This window comes from Inconstantimicrobium porci (assembly GCF_009696465.1).
Taxonomy (GTDB): Bacteria; Bacillota; Clostridia; order Clostridiales; family Clostridiaceae; genus Inconstantimicrobium; species Inconstantimicrobium porci.
Genome location: NZ_VULX01000006.1, coordinates 47,411 through 70,213, shown reverse-complemented (window position 1 = coordinate 70,213; position 22,803 = coordinate 47,411). Strand labels below are relative to the sequence as shown.

Sequence of the window (22,803 nt, the reverse complement as noted above, 5' to 3'; positions counted from 1 at the left end):
AGGTGACCAATTAAAATGAATGCAATAAATCACTTTAAAACAATAACTAATCATAAACTTCTTGTAATGAAATACTGCTTTAAGGTAGGTCTTATTAAGCAGGGACTTCTGCATGATTTATCAAAATATACGCCTGTGGAGTTTTCTGCAGGTATTAAGTACTATAAGGGTACAGTTAGTCCTAATGGAATACAGAAAAGAGTAGAGGGGTATTCTGCGGCATGGCTTCATCATAAAGGTAGAAACAAGCATCATTTTGAATACTGGATAGATTATGGACTTGATCCTTCAAAAGGTCTTATAGGAATGGATATGCCTACAAAATATGTTGTAGAAATGTTCATAGATAGAATGTGTGCTTCTAAAAACTATCAAAAAGAGAATTATAGAGATGATAGTGCACTTAAGTATTATGAAAGAGGCAAAAGTCATTATGTTATGCATGAGAATACAGCAAGGCTTCTTGAGAAGCTTTTAAAAATGCTTGCAGACAAAGGTGAGGATTATACTTTAAATTACATAAGAAAAGAAATTCTGAAGAATGCGTAAAGTTTAGCATTCTTATTTTTATCTTTATCACTTAAAATCCAAGAAAAGAATACAAGTTTCTCTTAAATATTTTTTGTATAGCTAACGAGTTGTAATTTATATTAAAATAAAGGAATTAGCAAGTAGAACAATTGCTAATTCCTTGTTTGGTATATATTGTTTCTATAATTGTCATTAAGACTTGTACAAAAAATTAATATCTAATTAAGCATCCCGATGCTACTATTCCTGCACCAACTGTCCATAAAATGATATAATCCTTTAGCTAATGTATTAGAAAGTCCTTTTTCAGGAAAAGTTATATATTTGCTAAATTTGTTAAATGAGAAAGTTGAATTGTCAATGTAATCACTTATGTCATTTTCTTTATTTTCGAGAAGTAGTGCACAACCAGACTCAGCAAAGTTTGTATATGTAAGTGCGTCAGTAGGATCAGCATTTCTGAAAAGCTGATCTGCTCCTACAACTAGAGCATATCTTATTCTTTTGTTACTTTTCATTGTTCTAGCAACCTGGTCAAGAGCAATGATTAAGCCTGTACAATTTGCATTTAAATCATATGCTACACATCTTTTGCTTAATTTTAGTTCATTATGTATTTTCATTGCACATGTTGGAGATAGATACTCTGGTGTTGTGGCAACTGAAACAATAAGATCAATCTTGTCTTTGTCTATATTAGATGCTTGTACTATTTTTACAAAATTTATATTATCATACATTTTACTAATTGTTAAGCTATATGTAAATATATGTTTGCTTGCAGTTGTTTATAATAAAAAAAGCAGGATATATGGTAAATTGAATGATTTAAGAAACATTTTAGCAGCATATGTAAATTTATGCGCTTTAGTGCCTGTTGTATCCTGCATATAAATGGCTTATAATATAATAAATAGTAATAATTGAAAGAAAGTGATATGATTGAACAAAATGATTAAGTTTGCTGCAGCTTTTACATTTGCAGCTTTTTTGGGCGTACAAGATGTACAAGCTATCGAAGTTACAAAAGAATATATTAACAAAAACCGATCTTATCAGAATTTAAAAGCAATAGGTGTAGTTATCCACGATACTGATGCACCTGGTGGAACAGCACAGAATAACAGGGATTATTTTAATAATAATTCTGTTGATGCATCTGCTCACTATTTTGTAGATTGGAATAAGGTTATACAGACTATACCTGAAAATGAAGTAGCATGGCATGCAGGACGTACTGCAAACCATAAGTATTTATCTATTGAGATATGTGTTCCATCAAAGCACAATGCTTATCAATTTAACAAGGCATATAATAACGCAGTTGATCTTACAGTGGACATGTGTAGAAGATATAATTGGAAGGTATCAGACATATTTTCGCATGAATGGTGTTCTCTCAATTATAAAGAAACTGATCATACAGACCCAGTTGCGTATTTTAGAGAATATGGTAAATCAATGGATACTTTTAGAAAAGATGTAGCTAGAAAATTAAGTGTTGCTGACAATAATGGTATTAGCGATAGCGAGGTATCTAAAGCTGCTAGCTATCTTGGAGATAATGCAAGAAAAGTACAGTATTTACTAAACTGTTTTGGATATAATCTCTATATTGATGGACAGTGCGGTAGACGTACAACTCAGTGTATAGGGTATTTACAGACAAGACTTGATATTTATCCTGATCATCTTTTTGGACCTAAAAGTATTAAAAAGGCATTAAGTCAACTTGATATAGCAGAAAGAGGATGTAGATTCATAAATGAGACAAAACTAATACAGTATATGCTTGGTGTAACGCCTCAGGATGGTATATTTGGTAACAAAACTTATGCAAAAGTAGTTGAGTTCCAAAAGAATCATGGTATATATCCAGATGGTAGAGTAGGATTTAAGACATTCACCAAATTATTTGAGCAGAATAATGCTGTTGTAGCTCCAAATCCTGGAACAAATAACAAGCCTGACAAGCCAGCTAAGCCAAGTCAGCCAACTATACCAACTCGAACAAATCCAATGGATAATAATGCTAGAAAGGCTGCTAATTATCTAGGTAATAAAATTACTAAAGTTCAGTATCTTTTAAATTGTTTTGGATACAATCTTAATGTTGATGGAAATTGTGGAAAACATACAGCTCAGTGTATAGGAGACTTACAAAAGAGACTAGGTCTTAATTCAGATTATCTTTTCGGGCCTAAGAGTTTTCGTAGAGCGATTAATAAGTTGGATATAGCTGAAAAAGGTTGCAGATACACAAATGAAACTAGACTTATTCAGTATATTCTTGGAGTGACACCAAGGGATGGTATATTTGGTAACAAGACTTATGCAAAAGTTGTTCAGTTTCAAAAGTCTCATGGTATATGGCCAGATGGAAGGGTTGGAGTTAAAACATTTAATAAAATGCTTATATAATTTATTAAGGATATCTTGCTATGTAAGATATCCTTATTTTTTATACAAAAAATATATTTCTGTTCCATAGTTCATTTCCTTTTCATAATTTTATATTAGGGCATCTATATAATGTTTGTTAATTATAAAAATATTAAACGAAAGAAGATGAAAGAGTTATGAAGGTTTGTATAGGTTGTGGACATTGTTTGTATGGTGCTGATACCGGTGCCAGGAGCTATTTAATTGAGGAACAAGAAACTAGAAAGGTACAGGATGCAGTAATTAAATATTTAGAGAAAGACGGCATAAATGTAAAAAAGGCAAGAATCGACCAGGCTGCCAGTGTAAGTGAATCTCTCTCTTACAGAGTTAATGTATCAGATAATTGGGGAGCAGATCTATACGTTGAAATCCATCTTAACAGCGGCGGAGGTCATGGTACTGAAACTTTTTGTATTGGCAATGGTAATGGCAGAAAATATGCAACTCAGATAGTTAACAGTATTGCAAAATTAGGATATACAAATAGAGGTGTTAAAGATGGCAGTCATCTCTATGTTGTTAGAAAGACACTGGCAAGTGCAGTGCTTGTTGAATGCTGTTTTGTTGATAGTCAGTCTGATGCTAATATGTGGAATGCTGATAAGATGGGTAGAGCCATAGCAGAGGGAATATTAGGACATGATGTTAGCTCAGATGACGAAGTGAATGTAAAGATCGCAAATGCTTACCTAGGTACTAAGCTTAACATTATGAATGTACAGAAGTTATTACAGTTATGCGGATATTCTTTTTTCACAATTGACGGAATTTGTGGAGCTAAGACTACGAATTATATAGGTGATTTTCAGAAAAAGAATGGCTTAGGTATTGATTACAAGTTTGGACCGAAATCCATTGGTATAGCACTTGATATAATCATGAAGAAAGTAAAATAATGAATTAGGGCAGCATGCAATAATCTGTGCTGTCTTTTTGTATATGTATTTATTAAATTCATCAAAATCACCATAAATTTTTTATATAACAAAGTGGTCATCTGTTAAAAGATGTCCTTTATTAATTCCGCGTTCTTTCTTTCATTTCATCATTAACATGATAATCCTGCTGAGGTAATAGACACCAAAATAAGCTTTATACAAGGAATACTAAACGGACTTGATAAGCTTAAATCTAATGCATTTTTAAAGTTAATGATTAAGAAATATTGTAGCAATAAGACCTTACAACAGAAATACAGAAGTATTATTCTTAGAACAGCTGGAGGAACTTCTGAAAATGGTAAGGTTCCAGTTGTGTTTGCATCAAAGGATGAACAGATTATACAAATAGAAGTAGATGTTAAGGACTTTGATGGATCTATATTGAGCTATATACTTGTTGATGGATAAGAAGCTGGAAAAGAACAGCTTGCAGAAGAATCTCAGGCTACTTTTGACTTAAAAGGTGATATTCTAAAGAAAGGCAAACATAAAGTTGAAGTAGCACAATTTGAAGATGATAAAACAGATGGTAAAATATTAACTATTGTACTTTTTTGTCTAACATTGTACAATGTAAATATGTTCTAGAGCTTGTATTAATTTTCTAGATTGAATTATTCTAATGGCTCTATTACTTAATCATACAGAGTAGGTATTTGTGCGTTAAGTGTCAAGGGAACGGGAAGTTGTCTCTTGAACGAAAGACGATTTAGTCTGCGGTACAAGTATTGCATTCCGCTGTATTTAAAAGAGATCTCTCTTTTAGTTCGGCAATCAATATTTATACTTTTTGAAATTATTTTTCAAAGGCTGAATTACAAATTTTAGAATGATTCTAAAAATTATTGAAAGGAGAGATTAATTAATGAAAAGACTGATGATTAATGTAGCATCATCATCAAAAGAACTTGCTAATGTTAGAAACATGGTTTTATGTGCTCTTCTGATAGCAATTAAGCTTGTTATTGGACTATATTCAATAGCAGTAACGCCATATCTTAAAATCAGTTTTAGTTTTCTGGCATCTGCAGTAATCGGAATGATGTTTGGTCCAGTTGTAGGAGCTGCATGTGGTGGCATAACTGACATACTTGGTTATATGATAAAACCTATGGGGCCATTTTATATTGCATTCACATTTATTGCAGTTATTTCAGGTTCGTTATATGGTTTTCTATTATATAAAAAGAAGATAACTCTTACAAGATGTATAATAACTGAGATAATAATGATGGTGTTTATAAATCTTATTTTGAATACTTATTTTTCAAGTGTGCTATATGGCAAAGGGTTTATGGCAATAATATATCCTAGATTTATAAAGAATTTATGCCAGCTACCTGTTAATATAGCTATGCTTTATACTGTTTTAACATTTGTAAATAAAATAACTAAATCAAATAACCTTTCTGTATAGAAGCTTTTATTCAAGTTTTTTGAATAAATTATAGGCCTCCTGGGAAATATAAGTATATATTTTCTCAGGAGGCTTTTATATGAATGAAAATAAAGCTATAATCGAAAAACTTTTATGCAGCATTTTGTCAGATGCATTTGAAATAAGATTTTGGGATAATACTGTAAAAAAATATGGAGACGGAAAAGTGAAGTTTACAATCATCTTTAATGAAAGTATTTCAATTGCACATATACTTGAAAATCCTTCTGTTACACTGGGTGAAGCATATATGGACAAAAAAATAGATATAGAAGGCAGCATAGAAGATCTCATAATGTCTGTATATAAAAACAAAAGTAAGTTTCATCATTTTAAGGGGATGCATCTTGATGTAATCAGAAATGCAGTCGACAATCTTAAATCATCATCCTCTTCAAATATCGAGCATCACTATGATATAGGTAATGATTTTTACAAATTATGGCTTGATAGAAATATGATCTATTCCTGTGCGTATTTTAGAGATCAGTCTGATTCTCTTGATTTGGCACAGGAGAACAAACTTGAATACATATTAAAAAAGCTTAATCTTTGTGAAGGGCAGAGCCTACTTGACATAGGATGTGGTTGGGGACAGCTTATAATCAAAGCAGCAAAGAAATATAAAGTTAAAGCTTTGGGAGTAACTTTAAGCAGGGAACAGTACGAAAAGGTGCAGTATAAGATCATTGAAGAAGGATTAGAGGATCGTGTTTCAGTTAAGTTATGTGATTATAGGGAACTTAAAGATATTAGCTTTGACAGAATAGTCAGTGTTGGCATGGTTGAACATGTTGGCAAACATCATTTAAAAGAGTACTTTAGTAGAATTGATGATCTTTTAAATGATAAAGGTTTGTCATTGTTACACTGTATAACAGCTAAAGATCATGGCTGCAGCAACTCATGGATTGAAAAATACATATTCCCTGGTGGATATATACCGGCAATTAAAGATATAGTTAAATATATTGCTGAAGAAGGCTTTGAGATATTTGATGTAGAGAATTTGAGATATCACTATGCAAAGACTTTGGAAATATGGTTAAAAAATTTTGATGAAAATATAGAAGTTATAAGACAGACTAAAGACGAAAGATTTATAAGAATGTGGAGGATGTATTTAGGTGCTTGTGCAGCGTCTTTTAAATGTAGTAACATAACTATTCATCAGTTTGTATTCACTAAAGGTATTAACAATGAACTTCCATGGACACGCGACTATTTATACTAATATTTTATGATTATTGTTAACAAAGGGACTTGTAAATAAATTGCAAGTCTCTTTTTTGATAATGTATAATAATTATCATGTAGAATAATACTGTATAGTAAAGTAATTGCAGGAAGAGGGTATTGATTATATGGGAGAATTTAGATTGATCGGTGTAGGAGCTACAGCTGAAGTATACGAATATGATAAGAGAGTTTTGAATCTGCAGTCAAATTTAAACGATGACTTTAAAGGTGAACTTATTGAAGATTTAAAAAGAGAGATAAATAACTATGAAAATTGATAGACTGCTTTCAATAACAATTCACTTGCTTAACCATAGGAAGACTAGTGGAAGAAAACTTGCAGAACATTCCAATAAATTCGTATCATGGCGATGACTTTCATTTTACTACGCTTAAGCAAATGACAGATGCTATAAATGGCTGTCTGTATTGTTATAATATTAAGGACTTTGTGAGAATGACAATAATAAATAATGATTCAAAAGAAAAAATAGGTACTGTAGAGATGTTTAATAGAGGACAAGCTGAATGCTATGGGGTTCATGGTGTACTTAGGATTGATATTAGAAGCAGTTTTGAAAAGGAGAACATAATAAGTTCAATTCTTGATATTGTTGATAATAATTTCTATGAGCTGTTTAATGTTGATTTTATTATGACGAAGGCCGTAAATGATGCTAATGAAAGGATAAAGGCATTAACTAAGAGTGGTTATAAAAAAGCTGTAAAATTTGAATTGGAAGATTATTATTATAAAAAATGTACTAATATTAGATAATAAGTAGTATAATAATAGTGTATACTTACATTGTATACAATCTATCAAAAATGATGGGGGAATGAACTTATATGGACGACGCGCTCTCGGTTTTAGGAATGCTGGTATTTAGTTCAGCAATAACTACATTCATTTTATTGAAATGGATGACTAAAGACCCTGAAGTAAATGATACTAAAGAAATTAAGAGATAATTAATAAAAGGCGCAGAGCTGACTTCAATTTCAGTTTCTGCGCCTTTAATGTATATGATATGATATAATACATTCATATAATAAAATCAACTTGAGGTGATTTAATGCCAAACATCTTTGATGGACTGAACAGATTGTCACACGAAGAACTTATAGATAAAATAGTTATACTTGAGTCCGTAAACATTAAGAATTTTTCAAAGCCAGTGTTTCAGTCTGTGGGAAAGAAAATAATTAAGACAGTTAATTTTTTAGGAGATAAGCTAGGAAAAAACCCTAATATTAAAGAAATCGAAGTTAAAAATGTATGTGACATAATGAGAGAAAAAAAGCAGGAATTGAATTCTCTCAGTATGAATACTTTGAATGAACACCTAGTTAATGCATTGATAAATAAACTAAAATTAAATAATTTCAATATGTCTGATGATGCACTTTCTGCTTATGTAATTGGTGAAGCTGCAAAGCTGTATGATCTTAGCGACAATATGACAACTGCAAATAAGGCTGATTATATTTATAATCAACTTGAGAATCCATCAGAGCTTGCAAGGATAAAAAGTAGCTTTACATCATTTAATCCTATAAACGGCAGTAGAAAGTTAAATAGGGAAATTCTCAGTTATATAGTATATAGTTCTATTCTTTCATTTGGAAAGTGTTTTACTCCAGAGAATAAGAGTCTTCCTAGTTATGTAGAGGGTGATGAGGAACTTAAGAAAAATAATGAAGATGATGATTTTATATCCTTTAAGAATTATGTAAAGGAACTTAAAGATAACGCTGATTTCTATGATGAGAAGATTAAAGAGCTTATTGAAGATATTAGTGATCAGAAATCAAAAATAGATGGTTACAAAGCATCTATAGAAAATTCGCAGTTTAAGATTGCTGAGTACAGGAGAGATAAGATTGAACTGCAGTCTATAATCGATAAAAAGAATCTAGAAGTTGAATCAGCAAAAGCATCAGTTATTAATAGCGATAATCAGCATAAGATCAATAAAATGGAAGATGAGCTTGACGATTTATATGATGAACTTGAGTTTACCAATGATGAGATATCTGCACTTTATGAAAAGATAAAGGACTATGATACCGAAATTCCAAATGCTGAAGATAACATTAGAAAGATTGAAAGTAACATAGAAGAGGTAAAGAAAAAATATGAAATTGCAGCAAAAGAATATGATTCTGTAAACTATAATTTAATCCTCATAGAAGAAAAACGTAAAAATAATTTAAAAGAAAAGTGGTCTGCATTTAAAAAATGTCAATTTGATGATATCATCTTTTCTGTATTATGTATGCTGAGATTACGTCAAATCTATGAAATTGAAAGGGCACTAGTAGAGCTTGAAAGCCTTAATGATTATACATCTATCAGTATTGGCACAATATCATATAACAAAGCTGACTATGAAAATATAAAGGTGAAGATTTCAGAAGATGGGACAGCACGTATCATTTATAAGTGTCCAGCTAATATTAATGAAAAAATTCAAGTTGCAGGAATAATGATAGAATAATTTAAAATATATAAATTTTAAAACTCTTTTTTTTAATAACAAAGAAATTGCACTTAAAAATATCGTTTTTAATACCATAAAGTCTTGAAAATAAGGGTTTATACATTTGTGTAAAATAGTGACAGAATGTGATTTCGTCCTTTAGTTATCAAGAGGGCGAAAGACATATGAAGAAACGACTTGGAGCGTGTTGGGGCGGATTCTTCGTAATATGTCTTTCACCTTTTTTTGCATTAAAGTTTATTAAGCGGGTTAACTTTTACTGCATTTCTTATCATATCATTATCAGTATGAGTATAAATCTGTGTTGTTGAAATATTTTCATGCCCTAAAATTTCTTTGAGTACAAGTATATCTACCTTTCCGTATTTATAGAGTAGAGTAGCAGCAGTATGTCTAAGTTTATGTGTAGAAAGCCCTTGCCCTGATATTCCAGCATTCCTAAGTTGTTTTTCAACAATTTCCTGAACAGTGCGTTTTGCAATTCTATTTCCTCTTTCTGAGATGAATAAAGCTTCTTTTTCAGTAGGCGAGGATAGAGAGTCGAGTTTTGCTTTTCTATCAGGTAGATATGCTTCAATGGCGGAAAGTGAAGATTCGTTAAGATAAACAAAACGCTCTTTATCTCCTTTGCCAATGATCCTTATAGTATCGTTCTTAATATGAGAAATATCGATGCTACAAAGCTCAGCTAGTCTTAAGCCACAGTTTAAGAATAGTGTAAGGATGCAGTAATCTCTCGTATAGTTACGGCTTTTAACGCTGTCTAAAAGATTCTGCGCTTCAGCAAGATCCATATACTTAATCTTTCTTTTACCTATCTTTGGATTATCAAGATCGAGTGAGTAATCAATATCGATAACTTGAAGTTTTCTATGCAGAAAAGAGAAGAAGGCCCTTAAACTTGCTATTTTCCTAGAAATAGTAGCACTACTGTTTTTTAGTTGTTTCTTTGAAAAGACTAAGAAATCGTACATTTCAGTTAGAGTGACCTGTTTATAGAAATCATCCTTAATATCGCTAACATTTATTTCTTCAAAATGAGTATTTTTATCACATAAATTTCTTTGTATTTTTAAAAATCTAAAAAACATCATCAGATCTCTTGAATAACTTAACGTTGTATTCTCAGAAGAACCTTTGACAGAATCCATATAAGTATTAAATGCTTTAAGTCTTAATGGATATTCGCTTTTTAAATTTGTATCTTTAATATGATCCTTGCCCATTATTTCACCACCTAAATAGCATTATATCAGATTTTGTATTGTTTGATAAATATGATTTGATTAAACAATTATTATAATAGTATAATAATTGTTATAATATTATACCTTAAATGTGTAATATTAACATTATAAGTAGGGGGATATTTTTGAAAATTAAAAAAATCGGTATTATCTTTGCAATTATAGCTGTATTATTTTTATGCGTAAAAGGATTTATACAGCCTACAAATATTGCTAAGAGGTTTCTAAATGTTGAAATATCAAAGTATACTAAATATGGTTCAAGAGATGTAGCTGACAAATTTAATACAATGTCACGAAATGTACAATCAGTTATTAATAGAGATACAGAAAAGTACAGAAATAAGCCAGAATATAAAAATGTTGCAAGGATATATAGGAAAAATTATCATGAGGCTAAAGCACTAAAACCTATTCAGTATTATAACGGAAGTGATAGGGTATGGTTTAAAGGACCAAACACTAAACCAAGGGTGTTTAAAGATGTTACACTGCAAATGACATTATCGAGAAATAAACAGTCACTTTCTAATCCTCAGATGACAATTCATTTTGATAAGCCATTTAAGGCGAATGGTGATGACTTTAAACAGATGCTGCCATGTGCTACAGATGAACAAGTTGATTATGATGAATTAGATAAAAAACTCTCTGACAAAGGATTTTATAAAGATGAGAAAAAAACTGTTGATATTAAAATGAAAAAATGTAATTTAAGATTTTATCATCTAGATGATGCTGTAGGTGTATATATTACATTTTAAAAAATACAATAATAACAAATAAGGGGAGATAGAAATAACATAGCGCATAATATAGATTATGCGCTATGTTAGGTCTAAAATGAAAAGAGAAGTGCAAAAAATCAATAATTACTTCTCTTTATTGTTATTTCTTTATCTTGCTGTTTTGTAGATAAAATTATTAATCAAAAATAATTTTATCTTTAATTTTTTCAACTTTATCTTTCAAATTATTTTTTTGAATAAATGCAATTAAATATTTATAACATTCTTTATCGTACTGTATTTTGCTGCAGTTATATAATTCATCTGTTATTTTCTTGAATTTTTCACTGCTTAAATTTTTATGATCCTTATAGATGATGAAATTTTCATCTTTTATAACAGTAAAAACACTATCTAGTTTGTTTAAGCTTAAGGCGTTACAAACTGGTCTTATGTCAATATTTTGGACACAAAAAGTCAAACTTTTTTATATTACACTTCTAGCCAGTAATTCACATTGATCTGGAGTCATGTAATTAATCGAAGAGTGTAGTCTTTTTCTATTATACCAACCTTCAATATATTTAAATATTGCTATATTAGCTTCTTCGAAGGTACGATATGTAGTTCTATAGATTTCTTCCTTCTTTATTGAAAAGTGGAAAGATTCTATGCATGCATTGTAATATGGACAACCTTTTTTACTAAAAGATTGTGTAATATTAAATTCTTTACACAGTTGCTTTAAATCATTACTAATATATATAATATCTCCTACCCATTTTTCATTAATAGATGTAGTTGTAAAATCTCTCTTCAAAACGTTTTCCAAACCTTCTGCTACTTTTTTATTTGAATGCGGTTTGTATTTTTTTACTGTTATTGCACAAAGCCCAAGTTCAGTCATTCTTCTTTGAACTCTTTTCAATGATACATTGAAGCCTTTTAATTTAAGTATATGGTGGATTCTAGGAGCACCATAGATGCCTTTATTAGCTTTATATATACGTATAATAGCGGATTTTAATTCTTCATTTTAACCTCTTTTCTTATTGGCAATAGTAATGATATATTTTTTAATATATCATTACTGAAACACGTACATCTCCTGAATTATAATTAACACCAACAACAGTATGTCCATATCGCATTGAAGCTCCATGGATAACATCTTCACTTGCTTTCTTCTCTAGTTGTTCAATATCGACTTTTTCAGTAGCCACAAGATTGATGTACTCTTCAAAAAGTGTTCCTTTAAGTTTATAACCATTCTTTTTAAGATCTTCAAGTTTACAACTTTGACTTATACTACCACCTACAGATTCAACTTTTCTAGTGCTGTTTGGTAAATCCGCTAGGGTAAACCATGCGTTATTATTTTCATATATTTTTTTTAGAATATGTTATTAATATAATAATTTATTAAAAAGTATTATAGGTATAAAGTAAAAAAATCAGTTAAAATATTTATATTAAAAGGACACTTTAATGTGTGTCCTTTTAATATTTATAAGCAGAATTATTCTAAGCTGATTTATATATACCAATTAGATGGATTATTATCAGGTGAAAGTTTTACTTCATCATTATTATTTTTGTTTGTATAATTTATAAATGCTCCAAATAATGCTATTGCAAACACTATGCCTACGCAATTTGAAAAAGTTGCTGATAGTCTTAATCCTTCTTTAGCCTGGAGTATATATGAAGATGTTACTGCAGACATAAAAACCGCAGGAAGTGAACAAATCCAATGGTGTTTTTTAGCTTGGACAAGATAAGATGCAGCAGCCCAAAGCATAATCATTGCCAAGGTTTGGTTGGCCCAGGCAAAATATCTCCATATAATATCAAAATTAATTATAGTTAATAAAGCTCCTGCAGCAAATAATGGCACAGCTATTTTAAATCTGTTTACTATCTTTTTCTGGTCCATCTTGAAACATTCTGCTATTGTTAGTCTTGCACTCCTAAACGCAGTATCTCCAGAAGTTATAGGACATACAACTACACCAAGTATAGCAAGGACTGCACCGACTTTTCCAATCACTGAATTGCATATTGTATTTACCACTGCTGATGGGCCTCCATTAGAAAGAGCTGAACTTAATCCTTTAGTACCTCCAAAGAATGACATTGCTGCAGCAGCCCATATTAATGCCACAATTCCTTCTGCAACCATTGCTCCATAGAATATTTTTCTTGCATCACTTTCTTTTTTAACACATCGTGCCATAATAGGTGACTGTGTTGCATGAAATCCAGATACAGCACCACATGCGATTGTTATAAATAGAAAAGGAAATATCGGTGTACCTTCAGGATGTAAATTAGTTAACTGAATTTCAGGAATATTATATCCCTCGATTAGTATTCCACCAGCTACACCAAAGGCCATCACAAGAAGACATATACCGAATAAAGGATATATTCTACCTATAAGCTTATCTATTGGCATTAATGTTGCTAAAATATAATAAATCATTATAATAACAACAAATATCCATCTGTTCTGCCCTGTAAGAATTTTTAGAAGATCTGCTGGACCTGTTAAAAATACTACTCCAACTAAAACAAGTAAAATGACAGAAAAGCCAATCATTATAATTCTTGGCCATTTACCTATATACTTACCTACTAGTTCTGATACTGTAGCACCTTTATTTCTCATTGATAAAACACCTGTAAAATAATCATGAACTGCTCCACCAAATATGCAGCCGAAAACTATCCATAAAAACGCTGTTGGTCCCCACAATGCACCTGATACTGCTCCAAATATTGGCCCAAGACCAGCTATGTTCAAAAATTGTATAAGGAATATTTTAGTCCAGCTCATAGGTACAAAGTCTACTCCATCATTCATTGTAACTGCTGGTGTTTTGTTTAAGTCATTCGTACCAAATATCTTGTCTACAAATTTACCATAGATAAAATATCCTATAATTAATAAACATAATGAAACAAAAAATGATACCATTAATAAACCTCCATATACGCAAATAATACTGTAGCTGTAATTAACTACAATACATCATATGTATACATTTACAAAGATATGCTGTGTATCTATATCACAAAAAATTATAAATAAAGTGTAAGGAGTGTGTTTTTCTCTTTACACTTTTTAGAAGGTAAATTATTGTAAAGTATAATGTATAACTTTATTGATAATCATCCTTTTCTCCAACCTTATCTCTCATTATTTTTACAAATTTAGAGGCAGACTTGGCTAAAGATTCAATATTATCACTTGTTGGAAACCTGTTATTATTTATCAGAGCAACAAGTATGTCTTTAATTTCAGAGTCACTCATATAATCACCAATTTTATATATTTATTCTCTATATTATATAAATGACTGATTTAAAATGACACTATATTATATATATGTGTCATATTATTTATGTACTTTGTATAGTTTTTTTGTTTTGAATAAAAACATAAATATTGTAAATAGCAATATTCCTTTAATAATGCTTGTAACAGCATCACTACCCATCTTTCCTACAAGAAGCATATCCGTCATATTATAAGCCATCTGGATAAAAGATGTCCCCATAATAGGAAGTGATAATTTTAAAAGCTTTTCAAGGATACTGCCCTCTGTTAAATCTAATCTTTTGCTCATTAATCTAGCCCCCTAATATTAAGTCTAAGTATAATTGCTTTTTTACCATACAAAGAATAAAAAAACTACAATGCAATAGACTCTATAATAATATAAAAAACAGAGATAATTTTAAAATTTTCTCTGTTTTATATTAATGCATCATTTGTAAGACAAAATTCCTTGTAAATCCTCTCCATGTTCATAATATCTTCAGTGAGGATTTTGATTGCTTCCTCTTCTCTTTTGCTTACAATATCCTGAAATTTTTCTTTTTTAAATGTTTTAACTACTTTTTCCCTATATGCATTGCTTTCTTTTTCCTTACGTGAAAACTTATCAGCAATTGAACTGAAGAAGCCTTTTTTATCTTTGCTCTCGTCATAGTTTTCTTCAAGCATTGTTGTAGCATAATATAAATCTTCTTCTCTAAACACAAGTTTTGTGATCTTCTTTTTGAAAAATTCTATATCCCTGAACTTATTTGCAGCATCAGTTCCATATTTAGTTGTAATTTCTGTTGATAATTCTAAACTCAAGCTTTCAAGTGTTGTTAAAATACATTCATTTATTTTATTATATTCATTAGTCAATAGTTCATTAGCATCTTTTAAGTTGTCTATAGATTTCGATTTATTCTTATAGAAGCTGTATAAATTTTCGATTTTCTTACCTTTAGTACTTGCTAACAAAAAGAAATTTACCAATATATCATCTCCTTTTCTCATACTAAATATCATAGATACTTATTATACTATATTATTTATCATTTGTATAATTGCATTAATACAAAAAAACTTCTAAAAAGCACTATACTTTTCAGAAGTTTTTTATATAAATTAGATATTAGTCCATAGTAAGAGTAATGATATTTGCAAATGCTAGAACAGCTAGAACCACACCAATTGCAATTCTGTATATAGCAAATACTCTCATTGGTTTCTTTTTTAAGTAGTCTATGAACTTTTTAATTACCACAAGTGATACTACAAATGATACTATGCATCCAAGAATTAATGCCACCCAGTAAGTTGAGTTCATGATTGAATAGTCAAACTTTAATAAGTCAAGACCACTTGAACCAATCATAGCAGGTATTGCAAGGAAAAATGAAAATTCAGCACATACAGATGTAGCTAAACCTCCAACCCATCCACCAACAATTGTTGATGAACTTCTTGACATTCCAGGCCATACAGCTAATACTTGAAAACATCCAACTATTAAAGCCTGTACTGGTTTTATCTGATCTATATCATCAGTTCTATCCTTCTTATTTTTATAAATTGTTTCAACAACTAGAAGTAAAATACCTCCAACTATTAATCCAATTACAACTGAATTAGGATTGAATAATTTCTTTATTTTCTTGTAACATGTAAGACCAACGATCATCATAGGAATAGATCCTACTATTACATTAATTCCAAATCTGAATCCAGTCTTATCTTCTTCAGATATTATTATTCTCTTTTTATGTCTTCCCTCTTTGAAGTTTCCTTCAGCAACGTTGCCAATAAATTCAATAACTTTGAACCATATATATCTGAAAAACTGTATTACACTTGTATATATCTTTTTCCAGAACAAAACAACAACTGCCATAATTGCAGCAAGCTGACATACTACCTCAAACATTTTGGCAAATTCACCGCTAAAATTAATAAGCTGTCCAACTAATATCATATGTCCTGTAGAAGATACTGGTATAAACTCTGTAAGTCCTTCTACAATTCCTATAATAATAGTCTTTATTATGAATATTAAGTCCATTATTTACACTCCTTTATAAAATCATATGTCTATTTTATAACAATAAACTCAAAAAAGATAGTTTTTTTATATTAAAAATTTATTAAACATGCGATTTTAGTCATTTTATGAGTGATTTTACAAACGTATTTATGACAATTTTACAATATATTATATATGTTTTTCGGCGATATTTTTTATTTTATTCATAATATCATCATATAAAGCAAGTAATTCAGGTTTTGATACATTCTCAAAATTATTTTCTATTATAAATGCATTACATGTCTTCATCTCTTCTTCTGCAAAATAATATTAACTCACTACCCATTAATATTTATTATATCACTATATATTTGCAATAATAATGTACAAAAGTAATATATAGTAACAATATTATCATCTAATATTTACTTTTCCATATTCATATTATTAAAATATAGAAATATATTAGGAGATAAAATGAAATTACAGAATTCATCTAGTATGAATGGAAAACTTAATAACAATAAGGATGAGATTAATGTTAAACAAACGATAGATGATTATTTTAAACTACAGTCAAATGCAATAATTAATCTGAAACAACCACATTTAAAACATATCTGTAGTGAAAGTCTATATTTTGTTCTTCATGAAAATACTGAATTGCTTATAAATAAAATAAAATCATTTCACAGCAGAATTATATATTATAATGTAACAACCGAGTTTTGTAGTCTTACTTTTGAGAATAATACATGCACAGCGAAAGTAAAATCTAAAGAAACTCTGAAATTTGATAACGTAAGTAAAGAGACATTAAGAATTAATCTACATGAATTTGAGTTATCTAAGATTAAAAATAAATGGATAATATTCAAGGATAAAGATTTAAATGTTAATAATAATTATTCTAATAGAAACAGTCAGGAACAACATATAAGGAATAAATTATCTCTAGAAATTCAAATAGCCTTATTTAGAGATCTTATTGAGAAGAAAAAAACAGATCTAATGGTAATTCCTAATGATGATGATAGAAATCTTAACAGAGGAATGATGAGACTGTACCAAATTGAAAACTGGAACAAACGTCCTAAACAATGGGGTGATTTTGATAATATGGGGGGTGACTGCACAAATTATGCATCCCAAGTTTTATATGCAGGTGGTGCCCCTATGATTACCGTAGGAAACTATAAATGGTATTATTATGGATATAACAACAGATACCCTTCTTGGACAGGTGTTGAAGAATTCTATGATTACTTAATAAACAATAAAGCTGATGGTGTACATGGTATAGAAGTCCAGTCTGTTAATGAACTAAAAACAGGTGATATAATACAGATGGATCTTGACGGTGATGGTGTCTTTAATCATACTTCAGTAGTTTGTAATCCGTTAGGATATAATGGTGTTCTGCCGACAATAACTTCACATTCTTTGGATAGATTCAATGAGCCGATACTAACTTTTAATTTCACTGATATCAGATTGATACATTTAAGATGATCTAAAGTGATTTTTAACTATATATAAAAAGAGCTGTTACAGAATCGGCTATGATTCTACAACAGCTCTTATATATTTAAAATGCACCCGCCTAAAGATTTAGGTAGTTACATATGTTATAGATGCGCATCTTTCAATGCTTATCTATACTATAATATATGCACATTAATCATTTGTGGCACAATAATGAAATGAAATTTTATACTTTTCTTCTACAAAATCTATTATTTACTCTTATCTTCTTTTACCAGGTCATTAGAAAATCCTGACCTGTTACCTTTATATTTATCTTAAACATCTTTCTAAATGCGCACATAATACTGTTCAAGTGCATACCAATATGGACTGAAATAAGAACTAGTCCAAGATATGCTGATGATATGTGTATATTAGTCCAGAAATCAGTATTTCTAGCTGTAACTGAAGTAAGTATTGTTTTTGATATTAAAATTCCACTTACTGCCATGATTATCATATCAATAAGTAGCGCTACTGCTAAAAAATACATTACTTTAACTCTTGTTCTAAGTCCATTTTTAAATATTCGTTTAGATATATTTTTAGTAAAAGCATAATATTATCGGGAATTTGTGACAGGTAATTGATAAAAATATGTGATTTATGTGTGATATTAAATCTAGTAATGGTATAATTATTATGTATTTCATTACAATACTGGTTGATACTTCGATAGATATTATAAAAAAGCCTTGGATTAAAATTATTTGATATCTTAGGAGGATTATATGTATAAAGGTAAAATAACAATTAAAGAAACTGACGAATCAGATTCAGAAAACAAAAAAGCATGGAATCTTTACTATAAGCTAGGTTTTAAGGATAAGAAGAGGCCTGATTTTCTTCCTGACTGGGAATATAACACATATCTCGAGATAACTGAGTACATGCTAAATTAATTGCACAAAAAATTATTACAAAGAACGAAAAAGAGGTACACATCTTACATAATATGTGTACCTCTTTATATAAGTATATGAGTAGAATACCTAAATACTATAGTATCAGTAGTAATTGAGTAGAAAACTAGAATCTTAAGTCTCTTTGTCCGTTTTCTATTTGTTCTAAATGATGCTTAAGTTCATTTCTAACACTTTCGTTTTCTATCTTTTCAGCTTCTTTAGCAATTAATTTTAATCCCTTTTCCTTAGTGTCTTCTTCTGCATAATCCTGAAGATATTCATCAAGTGTCATTAGTGCATTTGGAGTACAGCAGTTTCCTATCTGAGCCGATTTAACTAGTTTCATGAACCTATTTCCTGTTCTTCCAGACCTATAGCATGCTGTGCAGAAACTTGGAATGTACCCAAGTTCTATTAGCCAGTTAATTACCTGATCAACTGTTCTAGTGTCACTGACATCAAACTGTGATGAGTTATCATGTTCATGATCTTCCTTGTGATAATATCCACCAACACTAGTCTGTGATCCTGCACTTATCTGTGATACTCCAAGGTGTAGAACCTTTTCCCTTGTAGCTTTAGATTCTCTTGTTGAGATAATCATACCAGTATAAGGGACTGCAATTCTAATTATTGCAACTATCTTCTGGAATATTTCATCTGAAATTGCATTGCTAAATGCTTTTGGGTCTATATCATCTGCTGGACGTATTCTTGGAACACTTATAGTATGTGGTCCAACACCGACTGTTGCTTCAAGATGTTCTGCATGCATCAATAATCCTACAAGATCATACTTGTACATATTTAAGCCGAATAGGACTCCCATGCCTACATCATCAATACCAGCTTCCATAGCTCTGTCCATAGCTTCAGTATGGTAAGCATAATCATGCTTTGGACCAGTTGGATGAAGCTTTTCATAACTTTCTTTATTGTAAGTTTCCTGGAATAATATATAAGTACCTATACCTGCTTCTTTAAGCTTTCGATAATTTTCAACTGTAGTGGCTGCTATATTTACATTTACTCTTCTTATAGCACCATTTTTGTGTTTTATAGAATATATTGTTTTAATACTTTCCAATATGTATTCAATTGGATTGTTTACAGGATCTTCACCAGTTTCCAGTGCTAATCTCTTGTGACCTAAATCCTGAAGTGCAATAACCTCTTTTTTTATTTCTTCCTGAGTCAGCTTTTTTCTTGTGATATGATGATTCTTACCATGATATGGGCAGTATACGCAGCCATTTATGCAGAAATTTGATAAATATAATGGTGCAAATAAGACAATTCTATTACCATAGAACTTTTCTTTTATATCCATTGCAAGATTAAACATCTTTTCTTTTTCATCTTCTAGATCGCACTCTAAAAGCACAGCTGCTTCCCGGTGAGAAATACCTTTACAGTCTTTTGCTCTTTCTAAAATGCTATCAATAAGCTTCCTATTATTTTTGTTCTCTTTCGCATACTCAAGAGTTTCAAGTATTTCTTCGTGGCTGATAAATTCTTCAGCCTTTTTAGACTTTTTGTTGTACATTATCATTCTCCCCTTACTGAAACTCATCCTGAATGTAGACGGCAAAAAACTTATTATTTTATTTTTGAATACATTGTTTTAACATTTATTCCTTTTACCATACCAAGTTTACCAGATAAAGAGCTAATTATATCATTTGGAGCATCAAGCACCACGCTTATAATGCAGACATCTTTTTTATGATATGGAAGCCCCATTCTACCTATTATATACTTACTATAAATATGAAGAATTTCATTAAGTTTTTCTGTAGCGTTTATATCTTCCACAATTATCCCAATTAATGCTATTCTATCATCCATAATCAAATCCTCCATTACGAAATAATTAAAAAATCTCTGCGCCAGGCTCAGAGATACAATATTACAAAAATAATAATTTTATCTACCATCGCCTTATTACTTGGGACAAACCCTTGTATACTTCAGAACGATTATTTTATTTTTAGCTACATCATTAAATAGCTGTAACTATTATCTTTAATCTAAGGCAAACCTTAAAAATCAGACAACATAAGTTTACTTCACAATTCACCTTATGTTAGTTATTTTCATTTAAATATCTAAAATGGAAACTATAATAGTGAAGTAAATAATGTAAAAGCATCGCCTATCATAGGAGGCCATTCAATTATGGCATTTTGTAATATTATTACAAAACCTATTACAGTAGCTCCTGTCAACAAACCAAAAAATCTCTGCTTTTTAGACATAAAATCACCTCCTTACACATTTTCATAGGAATGTGAAGCAGTCAAGTATTTATACTGCAAACGTTTCATTTTCATAAATAAAATATCAATATATGATAAATAACAATATTTCCTATTGTTCTTATCAGCCATATATTTTATTAAACTATTTATATTATCATAACAACATGTATATGTATTATAATACCTATACATCGTATCCAACATTTTGCTTAGATGAAGAATAAAATCATAATCTTTTGCCTGCATACAGTAGCGTAAAGCAATTTCGGTATAAAAAATAGCCTTTTTGTCGTTTATATTATAATATAATTGTGCAATTTGTATATATGCATGCTCTTGCGTAACAAAATCATATTCATTAATATGTTCCAACATTAAATAACATATGCTAAATGACTTATTAACAAATCCGGTGGTATATAGTATTCTGGCTTTTAAAATTAAACCAGCAACATAATTATAAGAAGTTTGATAATCCTTATATTTTATCAACATTTCTTTAATGTACATCCAAGAATTATCAAAATCCTTCAAAATCATATAAGTATTAGCAAGATGATATAGTGTTTCACTATATATGAAATGATCATTCTGTTCAGAACTAAATATTTTAGCCTTTTTTAAATATATTAATGTATCATTATATAAGTGCATTTTTAATGCACAGGCACCAAGTCTATAATATATATGAGGTGTTTTGTTATAAAATTTCAAATAAGCGACTTCTTTTAGCACCTTGATATACCAGTTTGATGCGCTTTCATAATGCTTGTCTATATATAACTTGTCAGCTATATAAATATTAGTTTCATACATTAAAAAAAGTAGATTCATTCTCCTAAAATAATTACTGAAACGTTTTAAAACTCTTATCGGTATTTCCTTGTTTAAGAGTTCTTCATCAGGATCAATTATTGTAGTACGTTTATTTTTAAGCTGTTGCTCTAAATAATAAAAATACTGCATATCAAGATCAAGTTTTTTATATATCATTGTATATAGCTCCCTAAAACCTATTTTTAATTACATTATACACCCATATTATATTGATTCAACTATATTTTTACATTTTATTCATTTTGTTTCATTTTTTATTTTTTAATATAAAAAAGAATTATGAGTCCAACCCCAAAATTCTTTACTTTTGATTAGAAAGAGTTAAAATGTTTTTTAAGTTATTTGCAACAAAGTTTATAAATATCTTATAATAAGAAATCCTACTAGAAAAATTTCTACAAGAGATAATATATTGCTTTAAATCGCGCATTGTAATCTTCTCTAGATCATATCTCTTTATCTTTTGATAAAGAGATATTAGCATTTTATATGAATCAATCTTAACTGAACAATCATAACCAGTATCACATGATATTATATTGTTCAAAATAGATATTGCCTCATCATACATTTCTTTTGTCTCATATATATATGCTTTTGTCTTCATTGTCTGAGATAAAGAGTTTTTATCTGAACTCTCTCTTAAAGCATATGATTTATTATTGTATGTTTCTGCATTTTTATAATCTCCCTTTTCAATATATATACAGGCAAGATTGTTATAAAGGTATGCTGTTGTTTTATCGATATGTATATCTTTTAAAAGATTTTTATATATAGATATAGCTTTATCTAACTGCTTAGAGAAACATAACAATTTGCTTCGCAGCTTTTAGCATAAACATAATAGCT

At 29.8% G+C, this 22,803-nt stretch carries 29 protein-coding genes, 2 pseudogenes and 1 riboswitch; of the genes and pseudogenes, 13 read left to right on the top strand and 18 right to left on the bottom strand.

Translation table 11 applies throughout. From position 1 onward, the window contains the following. Positions 1-15 precede the first annotated feature (15 nt). The gene (locus FYJ33_RS06360; RefSeq protein ID WP_154530909.1) at positions 16-549 is read left to right on the top strand and encodes a DUF5662 family protein; all 534 of its coding nucleotides are present in this window, start codon (positions 16-18) and stop codon (positions 547-549) included. Between the two features lie 200 nt (positions 550-749). Here FYJ33_RS06360 and FYJ33_RS06355 read toward each other — a convergent pair whose 3' ends face one another. Continuing rightward, positions 750-1,271, bottom strand: coding sequence for a beta-ketoacyl-[acyl-carrier-protein] synthase family protein (locus FYJ33_RS06355; protein ID WP_154530908.1), 522 nt, complete (start codon positions 1,269-1,271; stop codon positions 750-752). A gap of 250 nt (positions 1,272-1,521) precedes the next feature. Between FYJ33_RS06355 and FYJ33_RS06350 the strand changes: the two genes are divergently transcribed. The 9 genes from FYJ33_RS06350 (at position 1,522) to FYJ33_RS06315 (ending at position 9,095) form a co-directional block, all read left to right on the top strand. Further along, positions 1,522-2,952, top strand: a complete 1,431-nt coding sequence (locus FYJ33_RS06350) for a peptidoglycan recognition protein family protein (protein ID WP_206046630.1) — start codon at positions 1,522-1,524, stop codon at positions 2,950-2,952. Positions 2,953-3,110: 158 nt separating this feature from the next. Beyond that, positions 3,111-3,872 (top strand): N-acetylmuramoyl-L-alanine amidase, encoded by a 762-nt coding sequence (locus FYJ33_RS06345; protein ID WP_154530906.1) that lies wholly within the window; start codon positions 3,111-3,113, stop codon positions 3,870-3,872. A gap of 255 nt (positions 3,873-4,127) precedes the next feature. Continuing rightward, entirely contained in the window at positions 4,128-4,325 is a 198-nt protein-coding gene (locus FYJ33_RS06340; protein WP_154530905.1) for a hypothetical protein, read from the top strand. A 234-nt stretch (positions 4,326-4,559) separates the two neighbouring features. Then, positions 4,560-4,660: riboswitch (THF riboswitch) on the top strand. Positions 4,661-4,782: 122 nt separating this feature from the next. After that, entirely contained in the window at positions 4,783-5,334 is a 552-nt protein-coding gene (locus FYJ33_RS06335) for a folate family ECF transporter S component (RefSeq protein ID WP_154530904.1), read from the top strand. A 79-nt stretch (positions 5,335-5,413) separates the two neighbouring features. After that, entirely contained in the window at positions 5,414-6,589 is a 1,176-nt protein-coding gene (locus tag FYJ33_RS06330) for an SAM-dependent methyltransferase (protein WP_154530903.1), read from the top strand. Between the two features lie 130 nt (positions 6,590-6,719). After that, positions 6,720-6,872: a hypothetical protein gene (locus FYJ33_RS06325; RefSeq protein ID WP_154530902.1), complete on the top strand. Its 153-nt coding sequence runs from the start codon at positions 6,720-6,722 to the stop codon at positions 6,870-6,872. A gap of 47 nt (positions 6,873-6,919) precedes the next feature. Continuing rightward, a complete protein-coding gene (locus FYJ33_RS06320; RefSeq protein WP_154530901.1) occupies positions 6,920-7,372 on the top strand; it encodes an N-acetyltransferase in 453 nt (150 codons plus the stop codon). Positions 7,373-7,443: 71 nt separating this feature from the next. Continuing rightward, on the top strand, positions 7,444-7,566 hold the full coding sequence (locus tag FYJ33_RS16645; RefSeq protein ID WP_268891447.1) for a hypothetical protein: 123 nt from the start codon (positions 7,444-7,446) through the stop codon (positions 7,564-7,566). 104 nt (positions 7,567-7,670) lie between these two features. Then, positions 7,671-9,095, top strand: a complete 1,425-nt coding sequence (locus tag FYJ33_RS06315; RefSeq protein WP_154530900.1) for a coiled-coil domain-containing protein — start codon at positions 7,671-7,673, stop codon at positions 9,093-9,095. Positions 9,096-9,328: 233 nt separating this feature from the next. Here FYJ33_RS06315 and FYJ33_RS06310 read toward each other — a convergent pair whose 3' ends face one another. After that, complete coding sequence (locus FYJ33_RS06310; RefSeq protein WP_154530899.1) at positions 9,329-10,324, bottom strand: tyrosine recombinase XerC; 996 nt, start codon at positions 10,322-10,324, stop codon at positions 9,329-9,331. A 146-nt stretch (positions 10,325-10,470) separates the two neighbouring features. On the opposite strand from FYJ33_RS06310, the gene FYJ33_RS06305 reads away from it, so the two are divergent. Continuing rightward, positions 10,471-11,109: a hypothetical protein gene (locus FYJ33_RS06305; protein ID WP_154530898.1), complete on the top strand. Its 639-nt coding sequence runs from the start codon at positions 10,471-10,473 to the stop codon at positions 11,107-11,109. 160 nt (positions 11,110-11,269) lie between these two features. On the opposite strand, the gene FYJ33_RS06300 is transcribed toward FYJ33_RS06305, so the two are convergent. From FYJ33_RS06300 to FYJ33_RS16635, 10 genes and pseudogenes are all read right to left on the bottom strand, one after another. Continuing rightward, positions 11,270-11,554 (bottom strand): hypothetical protein, encoded by a 285-nt coding sequence (locus FYJ33_RS06300; protein ID WP_154530897.1) that lies wholly within the window; start codon positions 11,552-11,554, stop codon positions 11,270-11,272. 6 nt (positions 11,555-11,560) lie between these two features. Then, positions 11,561-11,893: an integrase core domain-containing protein gene (locus FYJ33_RS06295; protein ID WP_268891448.1), complete on the bottom strand. Its 333-nt coding sequence runs from the start codon at positions 11,891-11,893 to the stop codon at positions 11,561-11,563. A 57-nt stretch (positions 11,894-11,950) separates the two neighbouring features. Continuing rightward, positions 11,951-12,094 (bottom strand): annotated as a pseudogene (locus tag FYJ33_RS16640) (IS3 family transposase); the annotation flags it as partial. Between the two features lie 55 nt (positions 12,095-12,149). Further along, complete coding sequence (locus FYJ33_RS06290; RefSeq protein WP_154530895.1) at positions 12,150-12,296, bottom strand: hypothetical protein; 147 nt, start codon at positions 12,294-12,296, stop codon at positions 12,150-12,152. A gap of 311 nt (positions 12,297-12,607) precedes the next feature. Then, entirely contained in the window at positions 12,608-14,053 is a 1,446-nt protein-coding gene (locus FYJ33_RS06285; protein ID WP_154530894.1) for a carbon starvation CstA family protein, read from the bottom strand. Positions 14,054-14,237: 184 nt separating this feature from the next. Next, on the bottom strand, positions 14,238-14,390 hold the full coding sequence (locus tag FYJ33_RS06280) for a hypothetical protein (protein ID WP_154530893.1): 153 nt from the start codon (positions 14,388-14,390) through the stop codon (positions 14,238-14,240). 159 nt (positions 14,391-14,549) lie between these two features. Then, positions 14,550-14,705, bottom strand: a pseudogene (locus tag FYJ33_RS06275) (MATE family efflux transporter); the annotation flags it as partial. Between the two features lie 128 nt (positions 14,706-14,833). After that, positions 14,834-15,391, bottom strand: coding sequence for a hypothetical protein (locus tag FYJ33_RS06270; RefSeq protein WP_154530892.1), 558 nt, complete (start codon positions 15,389-15,391; stop codon positions 14,834-14,836). Positions 15,392-15,530: 139 nt separating this feature from the next. Next, a complete protein-coding gene (locus FYJ33_RS06265; RefSeq protein ID WP_154530891.1) occupies positions 15,531-16,457 on the bottom strand; it encodes an undecaprenyl-diphosphate phosphatase in 927 nt (308 codons plus the stop codon). Between the two features lie 150 nt (positions 16,458-16,607). Next, a complete protein-coding gene (locus tag FYJ33_RS16635; protein WP_268891446.1) occupies positions 16,608-16,730 on the bottom strand; it encodes a hypothetical protein in 123 nt (40 codons plus the stop codon). Positions 16,731-16,898: 168 nt separating this feature from the next. On the opposite strand from FYJ33_RS16635, the gene FYJ33_RS06260 reads away from it, so the two are divergent. Continuing rightward, on the top strand, positions 16,899-17,933 hold the full coding sequence (locus FYJ33_RS06260) for an amidase domain-containing protein (RefSeq protein ID WP_154530890.1): 1,035 nt from the start codon (positions 16,899-16,901) through the stop codon (positions 17,931-17,933). Between the two features lie 244 nt (positions 17,934-18,177). Here FYJ33_RS06260 and FYJ33_RS06255 read toward each other — a convergent pair whose 3' ends face one another. Continuing rightward, the gene (locus tag FYJ33_RS06255) at positions 18,178-18,441 is read right to left on the bottom strand and encodes a DUF4405 domain-containing protein (protein ID WP_154530889.1); all 264 of its coding nucleotides are present in this window, start codon (positions 18,439-18,441) and stop codon (positions 18,178-18,180) included. A gap of 238 nt (positions 18,442-18,679) precedes the next feature. Here FYJ33_RS06255 and FYJ33_RS06250 point away from each other — a divergent pair, with 238 nt between their 5' ends. Then, positions 18,680-18,850 (top strand): hypothetical protein, encoded by a 171-nt coding sequence (locus FYJ33_RS06250; RefSeq protein ID WP_154530888.1) that lies wholly within the window; start codon positions 18,680-18,682, stop codon positions 18,848-18,850. A 127-nt stretch (positions 18,851-18,977) separates the two neighbouring features. Here the strand turns inward: FYJ33_RS06250 and hydG are convergent, their stop codons facing one another. The 5 genes from hydG to FYJ33_RS06225 all read right to left on the bottom strand — a co-directional run bounded on the left by hydG (position 18,978) and on the right by FYJ33_RS06225 (position 22,768). After that, positions 18,978-20,399 (bottom strand): [FeFe] hydrogenase H-cluster radical SAM maturase HydG, encoded by a 1,422-nt coding sequence (hydG, locus tag FYJ33_RS06245; protein WP_154530887.1) that lies wholly within the window; start codon positions 20,397-20,399, stop codon positions 18,978-18,980. 53 nt (positions 20,400-20,452) lie between these two features. Continuing rightward, the gene (locus FYJ33_RS06240) at positions 20,453-20,701 is read right to left on the bottom strand and encodes a TM1266 family iron-only hydrogenase system putative regulator (protein WP_154530886.1); all 249 of its coding nucleotides are present in this window, start codon (positions 20,699-20,701) and stop codon (positions 20,453-20,455) included. A 272-nt stretch (positions 20,702-20,973) separates the two neighbouring features. Continuing rightward, the gene (locus tag FYJ33_RS06235) at positions 20,974-21,111 is read right to left on the bottom strand and encodes a hypothetical protein (protein ID WP_154530885.1); all 138 of its coding nucleotides are present in this window, start codon (positions 21,109-21,111) and stop codon (positions 20,974-20,976) included. 12 nt (positions 21,112-21,123) lie between these two features. After that, on the bottom strand, positions 21,124-22,107 hold the full coding sequence (locus FYJ33_RS06230; protein ID WP_154530884.1) for a hypothetical protein: 984 nt from the start codon (positions 22,105-22,107) through the stop codon (positions 21,124-21,126). Between the two features lie 145 nt (positions 22,108-22,252). Then, entirely contained in the window at positions 22,253-22,768 is a 516-nt protein-coding gene (locus FYJ33_RS06225; protein ID WP_154530883.1) for a tetratricopeptide repeat protein, read from the bottom strand. Positions 22,769-22,803: the final 35 nt, after the last annotated feature.